Raw genomic sequence first — 15,857 nt, forward strand, 5'->3', positions numbered from 1 at the left:
ACCTCAGGCCCGGCGGACGGGCCGCCGGGCCTGGAGTGAAGGTGCTGCGGTGCTGCTGCGTTACTGCGCGGGGCCCTCGATGGCCTCGGAGGTCAGCAGACCGGCGTTGATCTCACGGAGCGCGATCGACAGCGGCTTCTCGTGCACGTGGGTGTCGACGAGCGGACCGACGTACTCGAGGAGGCCTTCACCGAGCTGCGAGTAGTACGCGTTGATCTGACGGGCGCGCTTGGCCGCGTAGATCACCAGGCTGTACTTCGAGTCGGTGGCCTCGAGGAGCTCATCAATCGGCGGGTTGATGATGCCCTCGGGCGTGGTGATGGAAGAGGACACTCTCTGCCTTCCGAAGGGGGTGTAGATCAAAGATCCGAGCGGTCTTGACGATCGCCGGGATCTAGGCCTGAAGCATCAAGGCTAGCAGCTCGCGGGCCACATCCTCGACGGAGGTGTTGACGAGCGTCGTATCGAACTCCGCCTCGGCGGCCAGCTCGACCTTGGCGGCGGCGAGCCGGCGCTCGATGACCTCGGGGGCCTCGGTGCCCCGGCCGGTGAGCCGGCGCACCAGCTCCTCCCAGCTCGGCGGGGCCAGGAAGACCAGACGCGCGTCGTCCATCGACTGGCGGACCAGCCGGGCGCCCTGGAGGTCGATCTCCAGCAGCACCGGCTCGCCCGCCTCCAGGCGGTCCAGGACGGCCCGGCGGGGCGTGCCGTAGCGGTTGCCGGCGAACTCGGCCCACTCCAGCAGTTCGCCGTTGGCGATGAGCTTGTCGAACTCCTCGTCGTCCACGAAGAAGTAGTGGACGCCGTTGCGCTCCCCGGGGCGCGGCTTGCGCGTCGTCGCCGACACGGAGAGCCAGACCTCGGGGTGCACGGAGCGCATATGGGCGACGACCGTGCTCTTGCCGACCCCCGAGGGGCCGGAGAGCACGGTCAGCCGCGGACGTACGTCCGGGGGTACGGGGGACGTCCCCCGGGATGTTGCAGCCATGGAGCGATTATCCAGGTTCTCAGGAGTGCCTGAGAACGTCAGGCGGGGCTGCCGCCGAACTCACGCTCCAGGGATGCGATCTGGTTGGAGCCAAGACCCCTGACCCGGCGGCTCTCGGAGATGCCGAGACGCTCCATGATCTGCTTGGCGCGGACCTTGCCGACGCCCGGCAGGGATTCCAGCAGTGCGGAGACCTTCATCTTCCCGATGACGTCGTTCTCCTGGCCCTGCTTGATGACCTCGTGGAGGGAGGCGCCGGAGTGCTTGAGTCGATTCTTGACCTCGGCCCGCTCCCGGCGAGCCGCGGCGGCCTTTTCGAGCGCGGCTGCGCGCTGTTCAGGGGTAAGGGGCGGAAGAGCCACGCCTACGTCACCTCGGATGTCGATCTGTCGGATACGGACCGGCGGGGAAGCTGGACGCCACCCCACCAGGTGAGAGCCGGACACGCTGTGCTCGGCCGCTCTTCGACGGAGACTAGCGGCAAGGGCCGCTGTAGTCAGCGAGAACAGACGAAAAGTCCTGGTCAGCTGTGGCCGACCAGGATTTTCCCGACATATCGACCGGGTTTCCCGTCAGTAATTCGTCAACAGGCTGTAAACGTGTCAGGGTCAGCTGCCGGATACGGCGGCGCGGACCTCGTCCGCGAACCGTTCGGCCGCTTCGCGCAGCCCGGACGCGTCCGGACCGTGGCGCAGCACACCCCGGCTCACGCTGGGCACCACATTGCCCACCGCGTCGCCGAACACCGCCGGAAGATCCGCCGGGGTCGCCCCCTGGGCGCCGATGCCGGGCGCGAGCAGCGGCCCGTTGATCGCCAGATCCGCCCCCGTGGCGCCGAGCGTCGCGCCGACCACCGCGCCGACCGAGCCGAGCGGGGCCGCCCCCGCGTTCTCGGCGGCCATGTGGTCCAGCATCAGCTGGGCGAGCGAGCGGCCGTCGGCGGCCGTGGCCCGCTGGACCTCGGCGCCCTCCGGGTTGGAGGTGAGGGCGAGGACGAAGACGCCCGCGCCGGAGACGGCGGCGGCGTCCAGGGCCGGCCGCAGCGAGCCGAAGCCGAGGTACGGGGAGACGGTGACGGCGTCGGAGAAGAGCGGGGAGTCCTGGTCCAGGTAGGTCGCCGCGTAGGCCCCCATGGTGGAACCGATGTCGCCGCGCTTGGCGTCCATCAGGACGAGGGCCCCGGCGGCGCGGGCCTCCTCGACGGCCTTCTCCAGGACGGCGATGCCGCGCGAGCCGAACCGCTCGAAGAACGCGGACTGCGGCTTGAGCACGGCGACCCGGCCGGCCAGCGCCTCGACGACGGTCCGGGTGAAGCGCTCCAGGCCCGCGATGTCGTCGTTCAGGCCCCAGGAGGTGAGCAGGGACGCGTGCGGGTCGATGCCGACGCAGAGCGGCCCGCGGGTGTCCATGGCGTGGCGCAGGCGGGCGCCGAAGGGTTCGAGGGTCACAGGGCGGCCTTCTTCCGGGTCTCGGCGCCGACGGCCTCGGCGAGGGTGGCGTACGGGGAGGTGGCGAGCCGGGCGGCGAGGCCCTTGTGGATCGCGCGGGCGTAGAAGGGACCTTCGTAGATGAAGGCGCTGTAGCCCTGGACGAGGGTGGCTCCGGCGAGGATGCGCTGCCAGGCGTCCTCGGCGTTCTCGATGCCTCCGACGCCCACCAGGGTGATCCGGTCCCCCACCCGGGCGTACAGACGGCTCAGGACCTCCAGCGAGCGCGCCTTGAGGGGTGCGCCGGAGAGTCCGCCGGTCTCGCCCAGCAGTTCGGGTCCGGACTTCAGGCCGAGGCCCTCGCGGGCGATGGTGGTGTTGGTGGCGATGATGCCGTCGAGGCCCAGCTCCACGGCGAGGTCGGCGACGGCGTCGACGTCCTCGTCCGCGAGGTCCGGGGCGATCTTGACGAGCAGCGGGACGCGCCGGGTGGTGACGGTGCGGTCGGCGGCCTCGCGTACGGCGGTGAGCAGCGGCCGCAGCGACTCGGTGGCCTGGAGGTTGCGCAGGCCGGGGGTGTTGGGCGAGGAGACGTTGACGACCAGGTAGTCGGCGTGGGCGGCGAGCCGCTCGGTGGACTTCACGTAGTCGGCGGCGGCCTCGGCCTCGGGGACGACCTTGGTCTTGCCGATGTTGACGCCGACCGTGGTGCGGAAGACGGGGTTGCGGGCCGCGAGGCGGGCGGCGACGGCGGCGGAGCCCTCGTTGTTGAAGCCCATGCGGTTGATCAGCGCGCGGTCGGCGACGAGCCGGAAGAGGCGCTTCTTGGGGTTGCCGGGCTGCGGTTCGCCGGTGACGGTGCCGATCTCGATGTGGTCGAAGCCGAGCATCGCCATGCCGTCGATCGCGACGGCGTTCTTGTCGAAGCCGGCGGCGAGCCCGAAGGGACCGTGCATCCGCAGCCCGAGGGCCTCGGTGCGCAGCTCCTTGTAACGCGGGGCGAGGGCGGCGGCGGCGAAGGTGCGCAGGACGGGGATCCGGGCGGCGAGGCGGATCCAGCGGAAGGCGGCGTAGTGGGCCTGCTCCGGGTCCATCCGCTTGAAGACCAGCCGGAAGAAGAGCTTGTACATGGGGAGGTGTCCTTGGTGCTCGGGGTGCTCGACGGGGCTCGCGAAGAGGGGGACACCGTTTGACGGTGTCCCCCTCTTCGGGCGGCTAGTCGCGCGCCGCTGTCAGATGCTCGGCGTGTTCCTGGAGGGAACGAACCCCGACGTCGCCGTGGTTGAGGGCGTCGATGCCCTGGACGGCGGCGGCGAGCGCCTGGACCGTGGTCAGGCACGGTACGGAGCGGGAGACAGCCGCGGTGCGGATGTCGTAGCCGTCGAGGCGGCCGCCGGTTCCGTACGGCGTGTTGACGATGAGGTCCACCTCGCCGTCGTGGATGAGCTGGACGATCGTCTTCTCGCCGTTCGGGCCGGGACCCTCGGACTGCTTGCGCACGATCGTGGCGTTGATGCCGTTGCGCTTGAGGACCTCGGCGGTTCCGGAGGTGGCCATCAGCTCGAAGCCGTGGGCGACCAGCTCGCGGGCCGGGAAGATCATCGAGCGCTTGTCCCGGTTGGCGACCGAGATGAACGCGCGGCCCTTGGTGGGCAGCGGGCCGTAGGCGCCGGCCTGCGACTTGGCGTACGCCGTGCCGAAGACCGAGTCGATGCCCATGACCTCACCGGTGGAGCGCATCTCCGGGCCGAGGACCGTGTCGACGCCCCGGCCGTGGATGTCGCGGAAGCGCGACCACGGCATCACGGCCTCCTTGACGGAGATCGGCGCGTCCAGCGGCAGGGTGCCGCCGTCGCCGGTCTTCGGCAGCAGGCCCTCCGCGCGCAGCTCGGCGATGGTCGCGCCCAGCGAGATGCGGGCGGCGGCCTTGGCGAGCGGGACGGCGGTCGCCTTCGAGGTGAAGGGGACCGTGCGCGAGGCGCGCGGGTTGGCCTCCAGGACGTAGAGGATGTCGCCGGAGAGCGCGAACTGGATGTTGATCAGTCCGAGCACGCCGACGCCCTTGGCGATGCCCTCGGTGGAGGCGCGCAGCCGCTTGATGTCGAACCCGCCGAGCGTGATCGGGGGCAGGGCGCAGGCCGAGTCACCGGAGTGGATGCCGGCCTCCTCGATGTGCTCCATGACACCGCCGAGGTAGAGCTCGTGGCCGTCGTAGAGGGCGTCCACGTCGATCTCGATGGCGTCGTCGAGGAAGCGGTCGACGAGGACCGGCCGGGTGGGGCTGATCTCGGTGGACTCGGAGATGTACGAGGCGAGGCGGGTCTCGTCGTACACGATCTCCATGCCCCGGCCGCCGAGGACGTAGGACGGCCGTACGAGGACGGGGTAGCCGATCTCGTCGGCGATGGCCTTGGCCTCGGCGAAGGTGGTGGCGGTGCCGTGCTTGGGCGCGGGCAGTCCGGCCTCGGCGAGGACCCGGCCGAAGGCGCCGCGGTCCTCGGCGGCGTGGATCGCCTCCGGGGAGGTGCCGACGACGGGCACGCCGTTGTCCTTGAGCGCCTGGGAGAGGCCGAGCGGGGTCTGGCCGCCGAGCTGCACGATGACACCGGCGATCGGGCCCGCCAGCGATTCGGCGTGCACGATCTCCAGGACGTCCTCCAGGGTGAGCGGCTCGAAGTAGAGCCGGTCGGAGGTGTCGTAGTCGGTGGAGACGGTCTCCGGGTTGCAGTTGACCATGACGGTCTCGAAGCCCGCGTCGCTCAGGGCGAAGGAGGCGTGGACGCAGGAGTAGTCGAACTCGATGCCCTGGCCGATGCGGTTGGGGCCCGAGCCGAGGATGATCACGGCCGGCTTGGTGCGGGTCGCGACCTCGCTCTCCTCGTCGTAGGAGGAGTAGAAGTACGGCGTCTTCGCGGCGAACTCGGCGGCGCAGGTGTCGACCGTCTTGTAGACCGGGCGGACGCCGAGCGCGTGCCGGACCTCGCGGACGACGTCCTCGCGCAGCCCGCGGATCTCGCCGATCTGGACGTCGGAGAAGCCGTGCCGCTTGGCCTCGGCGATCAGGTCGGCGTCCAGGCGTTCGGCGGAGGCCAGCTCGTCGGCGATCTCCTTGATCAGGAAGAGCTGGTCGACGAACCAGGGGTCGATCTTCGTGGCGTCGAAGACCTCTTCCTGGGTGGCTCCGGCGCGGATCGCCTGCATGACGGTGTTGATGCGGCCGTCGGTCGGGCGGACCGCTTCGGCGAGCAGTTCGGCCTTGTCGCCGACCGGGCCGGTGAAGGCGAACTGCGAGCCCTTCTTCTCCAGCGAGCGCAGGGCCTTCTGGAGGGCCTCGGTGAAGTTCCGGCCGATGGCCATGGCCTCGCCCACCGACTTCATGGTGGTGGTGAGGGTGGCGTCGGCGGAGGGGAACTTCTCGAAGGCGAAGCGGGGGGCCTTGACGACGACGTAGTCGAGGGTCGGCTCGAAGGAGGCCGGGGTCTTCTCGGTGATGTCGTTGGGGATCTCGTCCAGGGTGTAGCCCACGGCCAGCTTGGCGGCGATCTTGGCGATCGGGAAGCCGGTGGCCTTGGAGGCGAGCGCCGAGGAGCGGGAGACGCGGGGGTTCATCTCGATGACGATGACCCGGCCGTCGGTGGGGTCGATGGCGAACTGGATGTTGCAGCCGCCGGTGTCGACGCCGACCTCGCGGATGATCGCGATGCCGACGTCGCGCAGCCGCTGGTACTCGCGGTCGGTGAGCGTCATGGCCGGGGCGACGGTGATCGAGTCGCCGGTGTGGACGCCCATCGGGTCGAAGTTCTCGATGGAGCAGACGACCACGACGTTGTCGTTCTTGTCGCGCATCAGCTCCAGCTCGTACTCCTTCCAGCCGAGGATGGACTCCTCCAGGAGCACCTCGGTGGTCGGGGAGAGCGTGAGGCCCTGTCCGGCGATGCGGCGCAGCTCCTCCTCGTCGTGGGCGAAGCCGGAGCCGGCGCCGCCCATGGTGAAGGAGGGGCGGACGACGACGGGGTAGCCGCCGAGGGTGTCGACGCCGGTGATGACGTCGTCCATGGAGTGGCAGATGACGGAGCGGGCGGATTCGCCGTAGCCGATCTTCTCCTTGACGGCTTCCACGACGCCCTTGAAGAGGTCGCGGTCCTCGCCCTTGTTGATCGCCTCGACGTTGGCGCCGATGAGCTCGACGCCGTACTTCTCCAGGACACCGTTCTCGTGCATGGAGATCGCGGTGTTCAGCGCGGTCTGGCCGCCGAGGGTGGGCAGGAGCGCGTCGGGGCGCTCCTTGGCGATGATCTTCTCGACGAACTCGGGGGTGATCGGCTCGACGTAGGTGGCGTCGGCGATCTCCGGGTCGGTCATGATCGTCGCCGGGTTGGAGTTCACCAGGATGACGCGCAGGCCCTCGGCCTTGAGGACGCGGCAGGCCTGGGTGCCGGAGTAGTCGAACTCGGCGGCCTGGCCGATGACGATCGGACCGGAGCCGATGACCAGGACGGACTGGATATCGGAGCGCTTAGGCACGCTGGCCCTCCATCAGGGAAACGAAGCGGTCGAAGAGGTACGCGGCGTCGTGCGGGCCGGCGGCCGCCTCGGGGTGGTACTGGACGCTGAACGCGGGCCGGTCCAGGAGCTGGAGCCCCTCGACGACCTGGTCGTTCAGGCAGACGTGGGAGACCTCGGCGCGGCCGAACGCGGTGTCGGAGACCTTGTCCAGCGGGGCGTCGACGGCGAAGCCGTGGTTGTGCGCGGTGACCTCGACCTTGCCGGTGGTGCGGTCCTGCACCGGCTGGTTGATGCCGCGGTGGCCGTACTTCAGCTTGTAGGTGCCGAAGCCGAGCGCGCGGCCGAGGATCTGGTTGCCGAAGCAGATGCCGAAGAGCGGGGTGGAGCGCTCCAGCACGCCGCGCATCAGGGCGACCGGGTGGTCGGCGGTGGACGGGTCGCCGGGGCCGTTGGAGAAGAAGACGCCGTCCGGCTGGACCGCGTACACCTCGTCCAGGGTGGCGGTGGCGGGCAGGACGTGCACCTCGATGCCGCGTTCGGCCATCCGGTGCGGGGTCATGCCCTTGATGCCGAGGTCGATCGCGGCGACGGTGAACTTCTTCGTGCCGATCGCGGGGACGACGTACGCCTCCTTCGTCGCCACTTCGGCGGAGAGGTCGGCGCCGGTCATCTCGGGGGCCTGGCGGACCTTGGCGAGGAGGGTGCCCTCGTCGGGGATCGCCTCGCCGGAGAAGATCCCGACGCGCATCGCGCCGCGCTCGCGCAGGTGGCGGGTGAGGGCGCGGGTGTCGACGCCGCTGATGCCGACGACGCCCTGGGCGGCCAGCTCCTCGTCCAGCGAGCGCTGCGAGCGCCAGTTGGACGGCTTGCGGGCGGGGTCGCGGACGACGTAGCCGGAGACCCAGATGCGGCCGGACTCGGGGTCCTCGTCGTTGACGCCGGTGTTGCCGACGTGCGGGGCCGTCATGACGACGACCTGGCGGTGGTACGAGGGGTCGGTCAGCGTTTCCTGGTAGCCGGTCATGCCGGTGGAGAACACCGCTTCGCCGAAGGTCTCCCCCACGGCCCCGTAGGCGCGGCCGCGGAAGGCGCGGCCGTCCTCCAGGACGAGTACGGCGGGGGTCTGTGCCCCCCGGGTGGAGAGGGTCATCGTGCGGTGCCTTCCGTCGTGGTGCTGGTGAGTTCGGTGGCGCCCGGGGCGCCGGTGATCCGGTTGACGGCGTCGACCCAGGCCTGGTGCTCGGCGGCGCGGTCGGAGCGGAAGCCGGAGTCGATCAGCGTCTCGCCGTGCGCCCAGGTGATGATCAGCAGGCCGCCCTCGGGGAGGACCTTGCCCGCGAGCGCCTGGTCGAGGCGGGCCTCGCGCAGGGCGTCGGCCGGGATGAAGAAGTCGGCCGCTCCGGGGCGTCGGACGTCCAGGCCGCGGGCGGTGAGCGTCAGCTCGGTACGGCTGCGGGTGCCCAGGCCGTGCGCGACGATCCGGTCGAGCCACTGCCCGGCGGTGGTGGAGGCGTGGTAGCGCCCCTCCATCGTCAGCAGCGTCGCGTCGTCGGCGAAGTCCTCGGGGGTGGCCGGGAGCTCCGGCAGGTCCGACTGGAGGCTGGCGCGCCACTTCCAGCCCTGGCGCATCAGCCAGTAGACGAGGCCGATGAAGACGAACAGGCCGATCACCCAGGCGATGCGGGCGGCCCAGTCCGTCACTTCCGCCGACTTCTGCTCGGCGGCCAGCTGGTACAGGGGGGTCAGAGTTGTCACGCGAGCTTCCCGTCGACGACCGTGGCACGGCCCCGCAGGAAGGTGTGGGTGACACGGCCCGGCAGCTCACGGCCCTCGTAGGGGGTGTTGCGGCTGCGGGACGCGAAGCCCGCGGGGTCCACTGCTCCACGGTATGCCGGATCGACCAGAGTGAGGTTGGCGGGCTCACCCGCCGAGACGGGCCGGCCGTGTCCGTCGAGCCGGCCGATGGCCGCGGGGCGGAAGGACATGCGGTCGGCGACGCCCGCCCAGTCGAGCAGACCGGTGTCGACCATCGTCTGCTGGACGACCGAGAGCGCGGTCTCCAGGCCCACCATGCCCATGGCGGCCGCGGCCCACTCGCAGTCCTTGTCCTCGTGCGGGTGCGGGGCGTGGTCGGTGGCGACGCAGTCGATCGTGCCGTCGGCCAGCGCCTCGCGCAGGGCCAGGACGTCGGCCTCGGTGCGCAGCGGCGGGTTCACCTTGTAGACCGGGTTGTAGGTGCGGACCAGCTCGTCGGTGAGGAGGAGGTGGTGCGGGGTGACCTCGGCGGTGACGTTCCAGCCCTTGGACTTGGCCCAGCGGACGATCTCCACGGAGCCGGCGGTGGAGAGGTGGCAGATGTGGACGCGGGAGCCGACGTGGGCGGCGAGGAGGACGTCGCGGGCGATGATCGACTCCTCGGCGACGGCGGGCCAGCCGCCGAGTCCCAGCTCGGCCGAGACGATGCCCTCGTTCATCTGGGCGCCCTCGGTGAGGCGGGGCTCCTGGGCGTGCTGGGCGACGACGCCGTCGAAGGCCTTCACGTACTCCAGGGCGCGGCGCATGATCACCGCGTCGTCGACGCACTTGCCGTCGTCGGAGAAGACCTTCACCCCGGCGGCCGAGTCGTGCATGGCGCCGAGCTCGGCGAGCTTCTTGCCCTCCAGGCCGACGGTGACGGCGCCGACGGGCTGCACGTCGCAGTAGCCGGACTCCTTGCCGAGCCGCCAGACCTGCTCGACGACGCCGGCGGTGTCGGCGACGGGGAAGGTGTTGGCCATGGCGTGCACGGCGGTGAAGCCGCCGACGGCCGCCGCCTTGGTGCCGGTGAGGACGGTCTCGGAGTCCTCGCGGCCGGGCTCGCGCAGATGGGTGTGCAGGTCGACCAGGCCGGGCAGCAGGATCTGCCCCTCGGCCTCGATCACGGTGGCGCCCTCGGCTTCGAGGCCGGTGCCCACCTCGGCGATGGTCTCGCCGTCGATCAGTACGTCCTGCGGCTCGCCGCCGAGGATCCGCGCACCGCGGACGATGATCTTGCTCATGGTTACTTGTTCTCCTCGGTACGGGCGGGGGCGGCGGACAGCGCGGTGTCGGAGCCGCCGAGCAGCAGGTAGAGCACGGCCATGCGGATGGAGACGCCGTTGGCGACCTGCTCGACGACCGTGCAGCGGTCGGAGTCGGCGACCTCGGCGGTGATCTCCATGCCGCGGACCATCGGGCCGGGGTGCATGACGACGGCGTGTTCGGGCATCTTCGCCATCCGCTCGCCGTCCAGGCCGTAGCGGCGGGAGTATTCGCGCTCGGTCGGGAAGTACGCGGCGTTCATCCGTTCGCGCTGCACACGCAGCATCATCACCGCATCCGACTTCGCCAGCACGTCGTCGAGGCTGTAGCTGACGTCGCAGGGCCACTGCTCGACGCCCACGGGGACGAGGGTGGGCGGGGCCACCAGGGTGACGTGCGCGCCGAGCGTGGTCAGCAGGTGGACGTTGGAGCGGGCGACGCGGCTGTGCAGGATGTCGCCGACGATCGTGATGCGGCGGCCGTCCAGGTCGCGGCCGAGCCCGGCGTCGGGGCCGACGAGGCGGCGGCGCATGGTGAAGGCGTCCAGCAGGGCCTGGGTGGGGTGCTCGTGGGTGCCGTCCCCGGCGTTGACCACGGCCCCGTCGATCCAGCCGGAGGTGGCGAGCCGGTAGGGGGCTCCGGATGCGCCGTGCCGGATGACGACGGCGTCGGCGCCCATCGCCTCCAGGGTGAGCGCGGTGTCCTTCAGGGACTCGCCCTTGGAGACCGAGGAGCCCTTGGCGGAGAAGTTGATGACGTCGGCGGACAGCCGCTTGGCGGCCGCCTCGAAGGAGATGCGGGTACGGGTCGAGTCCTCGAAGAAGAGGTTGACGACGGTACGGCCGCGCAGGGTGGGGAGCTTCTTGATCGGCCGGTCCGCGACCCGGGCCATCTCCTCGGCGGTGTCGAGGATCAGGACGGCGTCGTCGCGGGTGAGGTCGGCGGCCGAGATGAGGTGACGCTTCATCTGGGGTTCTCCGGGTGGCTGGAGGGGGTTTCAGACATGCGGGCGCGCAGAAGGGCGCCGTACGTCCCCACAGGGGCGTACGGGAGGGTTCGGGCTACTGCGCGTCCGCGGGGGCGGCCTGCTTGACGCCGAGCAGCACGGCGTCGCGGCCGTCCTCCTCGGCGAGCTGGACCTTGACCGTCTCCCGCAGCGACGTGGGGAGGTTCTTGCCGACGTAGTCCGCGCGGATCGGGAGCTCCCGGTGGCCGCGGTCGACGAGCACCGCGAGCTGCACCGCGCGGGGGCGGCCGATGTCGCCGAGCGCGTCGAGGGCGGCGCGGATCGTGCGGCCGGAGAAGAGCACGTCGTCGACCAGGACGACCAGGCTGCCCTCGATCCCCTCGCCGGGGATGTCGGTGCGGGCCAGGGCGCGCGCCGGGCGCAGCCGCAGGTCGTCGCGGTACATCGTGATGTCGAGCGATCCGACCGGCGTCTTTTGGCCGGTGATCTGTTCGAGTTTGTCGGCGAGCCGACGGGCGAGGAACACGCCCCGGGTCGGGATGCCGAGCAGCACCACGTCGTCGGCGCCCTTGGCGCGTTCGACGATCTCGTGGGCGATACGGGTCAGCACACGGGCGATGTCGGGGGCCTCGAGAACGGGGCGCGCCGCGTTGCCGGTGTCGTCGTGCTGTGCGTCCATAAGAAACGGACCTCCTTCTCCGCCTCACGGGACGGATCGTTAAAGGACGTCGAAATTGCGTCATCCACGCTACCAGGGCTTGCGCCCGGCCCTGGCCCCACCCCCGGGAGGTGCCGGTCCGGACCATTCGGCTTGACGCATCCAAGTAACGCTGCGTAACCTCACAGTGAGTTACCAGCCACGCGGCGGAGCCGCACACTGTTCCAGCGTCCGGGGAGCCATATGTCCAGCGAATACGCAAAACAGCTCGGGGCCAAACTCCGTGCCATCCGCACCCAGCAGGGCCTCTCCCTCCACGGCGTGGAGGAGAAGTCGCAGGGTCGCTGGAAGGCCGTCGTGGTCGGTTCGTACGAGCGCGGCGACCGTGCCGTGACCGTGCAGCGCCTCGCCGAGCTGGCGGACTTCTACGGGGTCCCGGTGCAGGAGCTGCTGCCCGGCACGACGCCGGGCGGGGCCGCCGAGCCGCCGCCGAAGCTCGTTCTGGACCTGGAGCGCCTCGCCCACGTCCCGCCGGAGAAGGCCGGTCCGCTGCAGCGCTACGCGGCGACCATCCAGAGCCAGCGCGGTGACTACAACGGCAAGGTGCTCTCGATCCGCCAGGACGACCTGCGCACGCTGGCCGTGATCTACGACCAGTCGCCGTCCGTGCTGACGGAGCAGCTCATCAGCTGGGGCGTGCTGGACGCGGACGCGCGTCGCGCAGTCTCCCACGACGAGAGCTGAACGAACGGGGCCGGACCCCACAGCAGAAACGTGCCGCCGGGTGGGCGGGGACCTTCGGGTTCCCGCCCACCCGGCGTCTGTGCGCCCGTGAGTCGCGGCGGGTACACCGAAGGGCCCACGGTCGGCTGACCGTGGGCCCTTGGCGGTGTGCGCGACCGAACCGTCGCGGCCCGGGGCTACTGCTCCCGGCGGAGGTTCGGCTTGAGGTCCTTGAAACGGGCCAGCAGGCCGTTCACGAAGGACGGGGAGTCATCGGTGGAGAACTCCTTGGCGAGCTGAACGGCCTCGTCGATCACCACGGCGTCCGGGGTCTCGTCCATCCAGATCAGTTCGTACGCACCGAGCCGCAGGATGTTCCGGTCGACGACCGGCATGCGGTCGATCTCCCAGTCCACGGCGTAGGTGACGATGAGGTCGTCGATCCGGTCCGCGTACTGCGCGTACCCCTCGACGAGCTCCATCGTGAACTCACCGACCGGCGGCTGACGGTCGTCGGTCCGCGAGTGCCGTACCCAGTCCGCGAGGACGCTCTGCACGGACGCACCGCGCTGGTCGGCCTCGAAGAGGATCTGGAAGGCGCGCTTGCGGGCCTTGTTCCGGGCGGCCACGGTTAGCTGTTCACCCGGCCGAGGTAGTCGCCCGAGCGGGTGTCGACCTTGATCTTCTCGCCGGTGGTGATGAAGAGCGGCACACCGATCTCGTAACCGGTCTCCAGCGTCGCGGGCTTGGTGCCGCCGGTGGAGCGGTCGCCCTGGACGCCCGGGTCGGTGTGCTGGATCGTCAGCTCGACGGCGGCGGGCAGCTCGACGTAGAGCACCTCGCCCTCGTACTGGGCGACGGAGGCGGTGAAGCCCTCGATCAGGAAGTTGGCGGCGTCGCCGACGGCCTTGCGGTCGACCATGAGCTGGTCGTACGTGTCCATGTCCATGAAGACGAAGTACTCGCCGTCCATGTACGAGAACTGCATGTCGCGGCGGTCAATGGTGGCCGTCTCGACCTTCACGCCGGCGTTGAACGTCTTGTCGACGACCTTCCCGGAGAGCACGTTCTTGAGCTTGGTGCGCACGAAGGCAGGGCCCTTGCCGGGCTTGACGTGCTGGAACTCGACGACGGACCAGAGCTGGCCTCCGTCGAGCTTGAGCACCATGCCGTTCTTGAGGTCGTTCGTGGAAGCCACGGTTGCGGAATCTCCTGGACTGAAGCTGGTGGAACGACCGAGGATCCGCGCTAGAGCGCGAGCAGCTCCTTGGTCGTCATGGTGAGTAGCTCGGGTCCGCCGTCCGCCTCGGGGCGCACGACGAGCGTGTCATCGATCCGGACACCGCCCCGGCCCGGGAGGTGGACCCCCGGTCCGACGGTGACCGGCACACAAGCGTCCAGTTTACCCATGGCTGTCGGTGCCAGTTGCGGGTCCTCCTCGATTTCGAGCCCCACACCGTGCCCGGTCACCGGCTGAAGGCCCTCGCCGTACCCCGCGGACTCCAGTGGATGCCGGGCCGCGCGGTCCACGTCCCGGTAGGCGGCCCCGGGTGCCAGAGTCTCCCTGCCTGCCCGCTGAGCGGCGAAAACGAGGTCGTACAGCTCGATCTGCCAGTCGGCGGGGGCGGTGCCGATGACAAAGGTGCGGCCGATCTCGCAGCGGTAGCCGTGGTAGCTCGCGCCGAGGCGGACGGAGAGGAAATCTCCCTCCTCCACCCTGCGGTCCGAGGGCCGGTGGGTGGCCTGACCGGAATGGGGCCCGGTGGCCACGGAGGTGGCGAAGGCGGGGCCGTCCGCGCCGTGGTCGACGAGGCGGCGCTCCAGTTCGAGAGCGAGATGGCGTTCGGTGCGGCCGACCAGGATCGATTCGAGGAGTTCGCCGAGGGCCTGGTCAGTGATCTCGGCGGCGATCCGGAGGCAGCCGATCTCCCCCTCGTCCTTGACCATCCGCTGCTGTTCCACCGTGAAGCCCAGATCGGCGAGTTTCAGCCGCGGGGCCGACTTGCCCATGGCCCGGTGCCGGGCGACGGTCAGGTCGTGCTCCTCGACGGCGAGGGACTCGGCGCCCGACGCGGCGGCGAGGCCCGCGGCGGCGACCACCGGGTCCTCGTCCGGGACGGGCAGGAGGTCGATCCGCAGGGCCTCGTCGGGCCGCCCGTGGGCGCCGTCGCCGGCCGGGGCGCGGGGGCAGAGCAGAACGTCCTCGCCGGGGCCGAGCAGCAGCACGGCGCCGGGGGGCGCTCCACCCGCAAGATAGCGGACGTTGGCGGGGCGGGAGACCAGGACGGCCGCGGAGCCCGCGGCGGCGCACCGGTCGCGGAGCAGCCCGCGTCGGACGGCGTGCACCTCTGACATGGTTCGAGCGTACGAGCGGGCGCGGTGGCCCGCCCGGCCAGCGCACCCGACCGGGGGCTGGGGGCCGCTTCGCTACCAGGCGGGCGGGCTCGCGATGGAGCGGGCCAGCACGTCGTCCAGGACGCGGGCGGTGGTCTCGACGTCGTAGGTCGAGTTGTCGATGATCGGGAGGCCGGAGCCGTACCAGCCGGCCATCCGGCCGTGGATGCGGGCGACCTCCTCGTCGGAGAGCCGGCGGTTGCCGCTGCGCGCCGCGTTGCGCTCCAGGACGATCTCCAGGCCGGGCAGCAGGACCACGGGCAGCAGACCGGGGCCCACATGGCGCTTCCAGCCGCCGAGGCCGACGACCGGGCGGTCGGGGAAGACGGCGTCGTCGAGGATGCAGGAGATGCCGTTGGCGAGGAAGTTGCGGGCGGCGAAGCCGCAGGTGCGCCGGGCCAGGCGGTACTGGGCCTCGGAGTGGTCGTTCCAGCCGGCCTGCGGGTCGGCGAAGCCGGAGCGGACCCATTCGCGGACGTCGTCGAGGGAGACGTGGGCGGTGGGCACCCGGCGGCGGGCCGCCCAGAGCTTGGCGACGGTGGTCTTGCCCGCCCCGGCCGGGCCGATGAGCAGCACGGCGAGCGTCGCTCCGCCGGTGCCGGGCTCGGCGGGGGGTGCGGGCAGCGGCACGGGCCCGCCCGGGGGCAACTGGACGTGTCCGGTGTGCCCGACGGCCTCCCTGGCGGGGGGCGTGGGACCGGTGCCGCTCCACCCGGGGCCCGGGGCCTGACCGGGGGCGGGCGACGATGGGGCCTGGCCGGGTGCGGGTGGGGCCTGGCCGGGTGCGGGGGGCGGCGGGGGCGGGCCCTGGCCGGGGGGCGGCGGGGGCGGGCCCTGGCCGGGGGGCGTCGAAGGCGCGGGCCGGGCCTGGCCGGGGCCCCGGGACGGCGGGGGTATCGGGGGCGGGCCGGGGTGGCCGGGGTGCTGGACCTGGTACGGCCGGCCGACGTGCCCGCTACCGGGTCCGTGGGGCGGCAGCGGGGCCCCCACTGCGTGCTGCATCCGGTGCCACTCCGTCTCGTCACTGCAACTGGCGCTGCTGGGAGGGCTACCGTACCTTCCCGGGCCGTCTCGGGGTGAACGGCCCGGGAGGGTGCGAAGTGCCCGCCGGCCGAGCGGCGGGACGGACGGGAA

16 protein-coding genes are annotated in these 15,857 nt (G+C 71.1%); 1 reads left to right on the forward strand and 15 read right to left on the reverse strand.

Going from position 1 to position 15,857, the window contains the following annotated elements; genetic code table 11:
* Positions 1 to 60: 60 nt before the first annotated feature.
* The 11 genes from rpoZ to pyrR form a co-directional block, all read right to left on the reverse strand.
* Positions 61 to 333 (reverse strand): DNA-directed RNA polymerase subunit omega, encoded by a 273-nt coding sequence (gene rpoZ, locus IE145_RS13090; protein ID WP_003970369.1) that lies wholly within the window; start codon positions 331 to 333, stop codon positions 61 to 63.
* Between the two features lie 61 nt (positions 334 to 394).
* On the reverse strand, positions 395 to 988 hold the full coding sequence (gmk, locus tag IE145_RS13095) for a guanylate kinase (RefSeq protein WP_053562000.1): 594 nt from the start codon (positions 986 to 988) through the stop codon (positions 395 to 397).
* A 38-nt stretch (positions 989 to 1,026) separates the two neighbouring features.
* Positions 1,027 to 1,350 carry an integration host factor gene (locus IE145_RS13100; protein WP_003970367.1) on the reverse strand — a complete coding sequence of 108 codons (324 nt, stop codon included), beginning with the start codon at positions 1,348 to 1,350 and terminating at the stop codon, positions 1,027 to 1,029.
* Between the two features lie 246 nt (positions 1,351 to 1,596).
* Complete coding sequence (gene pyrF / locus IE145_RS13105) at positions 1,597 to 2,436, reverse strand: orotidine-5'-phosphate decarboxylase (RefSeq protein WP_189521097.1); 840 nt, start codon at positions 2,434 to 2,436, stop codon at positions 1,597 to 1,599.
* The gene (locus IE145_RS13110; RefSeq protein ID WP_189521098.1) at positions 2,433 to 3,545 is read right to left on the reverse strand and encodes a quinone-dependent dihydroorotate dehydrogenase; all 1,113 of its coding nucleotides are present in this window, start codon (positions 3,543 to 3,545) and stop codon (positions 2,433 to 2,435) included. The genes pyrF and IE145_RS13110 overlap by 4 nt, the downstream gene beginning before the upstream one ends.
* A gap of 85 nt (positions 3,546 to 3,630) precedes the next feature.
* Positions 3,631 to 6,939 (reverse strand): carbamoyl-phosphate synthase large subunit, encoded by a 3,309-nt coding sequence (gene carB, locus IE145_RS13115; RefSeq protein ID WP_189521099.1) that lies wholly within the window; start codon positions 6,937 to 6,939, stop codon positions 3,631 to 3,633.
* Positions 6,932 to 8,071, reverse strand: coding sequence for a glutamine-hydrolyzing carbamoyl-phosphate synthase small subunit (gene carA, locus IE145_RS13120; RefSeq protein WP_189521100.1), 1,140 nt, complete (start codon positions 8,069 to 8,071; stop codon positions 6,932 to 6,934). Before carA ends, carB begins: the two co-directional genes overlap by 8 nt.
* Positions 8,068 to 8,676 (reverse strand): PH-like domain-containing protein, encoded by a 609-nt coding sequence (locus IE145_RS13125; protein ID WP_189521102.1) that lies wholly within the window; start codon positions 8,674 to 8,676, stop codon positions 8,068 to 8,070. The genes carA and IE145_RS13125 overlap by 4 nt, the downstream gene beginning before the upstream one ends.
* Complete coding sequence (locus IE145_RS13130; RefSeq protein WP_189521103.1) at positions 8,673 to 9,959, reverse strand: dihydroorotase; 1,287 nt, start codon at positions 9,957 to 9,959, stop codon at positions 8,673 to 8,675. The genes IE145_RS13125 and IE145_RS13130 overlap by 4 nt, the downstream gene beginning before the upstream one ends.
* 2 nt (positions 9,960 to 9,961) lie before the next feature.
* Entirely contained in the window at positions 9,962 to 10,948 is a 987-nt protein-coding gene (locus IE145_RS13135; RefSeq protein WP_006123178.1) for an aspartate carbamoyltransferase catalytic subunit, read from the reverse strand.
* 94 nt (positions 10,949 to 11,042) lie between these two features.
* Entirely contained in the window at positions 11,043 to 11,627 is a 585-nt protein-coding gene (gene pyrR / locus IE145_RS13140) for a bifunctional pyr operon transcriptional regulator/uracil phosphoribosyltransferase PyrR (RefSeq protein ID WP_189521105.1), read from the reverse strand.
* A gap of 222 nt (positions 11,628 to 11,849) precedes the next feature.
* Between pyrR and bldD the strand changes: the two genes are divergently transcribed.
* On the forward strand, positions 11,850 to 12,350 hold the full coding sequence (gene bldD, locus IE145_RS13145; protein WP_006123181.1) for a transcriptional regulator BldD: 501 nt from the start codon (positions 11,850 to 11,852) through the stop codon (positions 12,348 to 12,350).
* Between the two features lie 176 nt (positions 12,351 to 12,526).
* On the opposite strand, the gene nusB is transcribed toward bldD, so the two are convergent.
* The 4 genes from nusB to IE145_RS13165 form a co-directional block, all read right to left on the reverse strand.
* Complete coding sequence (gene nusB / locus IE145_RS13150) at positions 12,527 to 12,958, reverse strand: transcription antitermination factor NusB (protein ID WP_006123183.1); 432 nt, start codon at positions 12,956 to 12,958, stop codon at positions 12,527 to 12,529.
* A gap of 2 nt (positions 12,959 to 12,960) precedes the next feature.
* The gene (efp, locus tag IE145_RS13155) at positions 12,961 to 13,527 is read right to left on the reverse strand and encodes an elongation factor P (RefSeq protein WP_006123185.1); all 567 of its coding nucleotides are present in this window, start codon (positions 13,525 to 13,527) and stop codon (positions 12,961 to 12,963) included.
* A 50-nt stretch (positions 13,528 to 13,577) separates the two neighbouring features.
* Complete coding sequence (locus IE145_RS13160; protein WP_189521107.1) at positions 13,578 to 14,684, reverse strand: aminopeptidase P family protein; 1,107 nt, start codon at positions 14,682 to 14,684, stop codon at positions 13,578 to 13,580.
* A 72-nt stretch (positions 14,685 to 14,756) separates the two neighbouring features.
* Positions 14,757 to 15,725, reverse strand: coding sequence for an AAA family ATPase (locus IE145_RS13165; RefSeq protein ID WP_189521109.1), 969 nt, complete (start codon positions 15,723 to 15,725; stop codon positions 14,757 to 14,759).
* Positions 15,726 to 15,857 lie beyond the last annotated feature (132 nt).

Origin of the sequence: Streptomyces sindenensis (genome assembly GCF_014649035.1) — a bacterium.
Lineage (GTDB): Bacteria > Actinomycetota > Actinomycetes > Streptomycetales > Streptomycetaceae > Streptomyces > Streptomyces sindenensis.

Excerpts from the sequence above, each read along its gene's own strand:
- bldD (WP_006123181.1), top strand. The coding sequence starts at position 11,850 with ATGTCCAGCGAATACGCAAAACAGCTCGGGGCCAAACTCCGTGCCATC.
- IE145_RS13110 (WP_189521098.1), bottom strand. The coding sequence starts at position 3,545 with ATGTACAAGCTCTTCTTCCGGCTGGTCTTCAAGCGGATGGACCCGGAG.
- IE145_RS13135 (WP_006123178.1), bottom strand. The coding sequence starts at position 10,948 with ATGAAGCGTCACCTCATCTCGGCCGCCGACCTCACCCGCGACGACGCC.
- IE145_RS13165 (WP_189521109.1), bottom strand. The coding sequence starts at position 15,725 with ATGCAGCACGCAGTGGGGGCCCCGCTGCCGCCCCACGGACCCGGTAGC.
- carA (WP_189521100.1), bottom strand. The coding sequence starts at position 8,071 with ATGACCCTCTCCACCCGGGGGGCACAGACCCCCGCCGTACTCGTCCTG.
- pyrR (WP_189521105.1), bottom strand. The coding sequence starts at position 11,627 with ATGGACGCACAGCACGACGACACCGGCAACGCGGCGCGCCCCGTTCTC.
- gmk (WP_053562000.1), bottom strand. The coding sequence starts at position 988 with ATGGCTGCAACATCCCGGGGGACGTCCCCCGTACCCCCGGACGTACGT.
- IE145_RS13160 (WP_189521107.1), bottom strand. The coding sequence starts at position 14,684 with ATGTCAGAGGTGCACGCCGTCCGACGCGGGCTGCTCCGCGACCGGTGC.
- IE145_RS13130 (WP_189521103.1), bottom strand. The coding sequence starts at position 9,959 with ATGAGCAAGATCATCGTCCGCGGTGCGCGGATCCTCGGCGGCGAGCCG.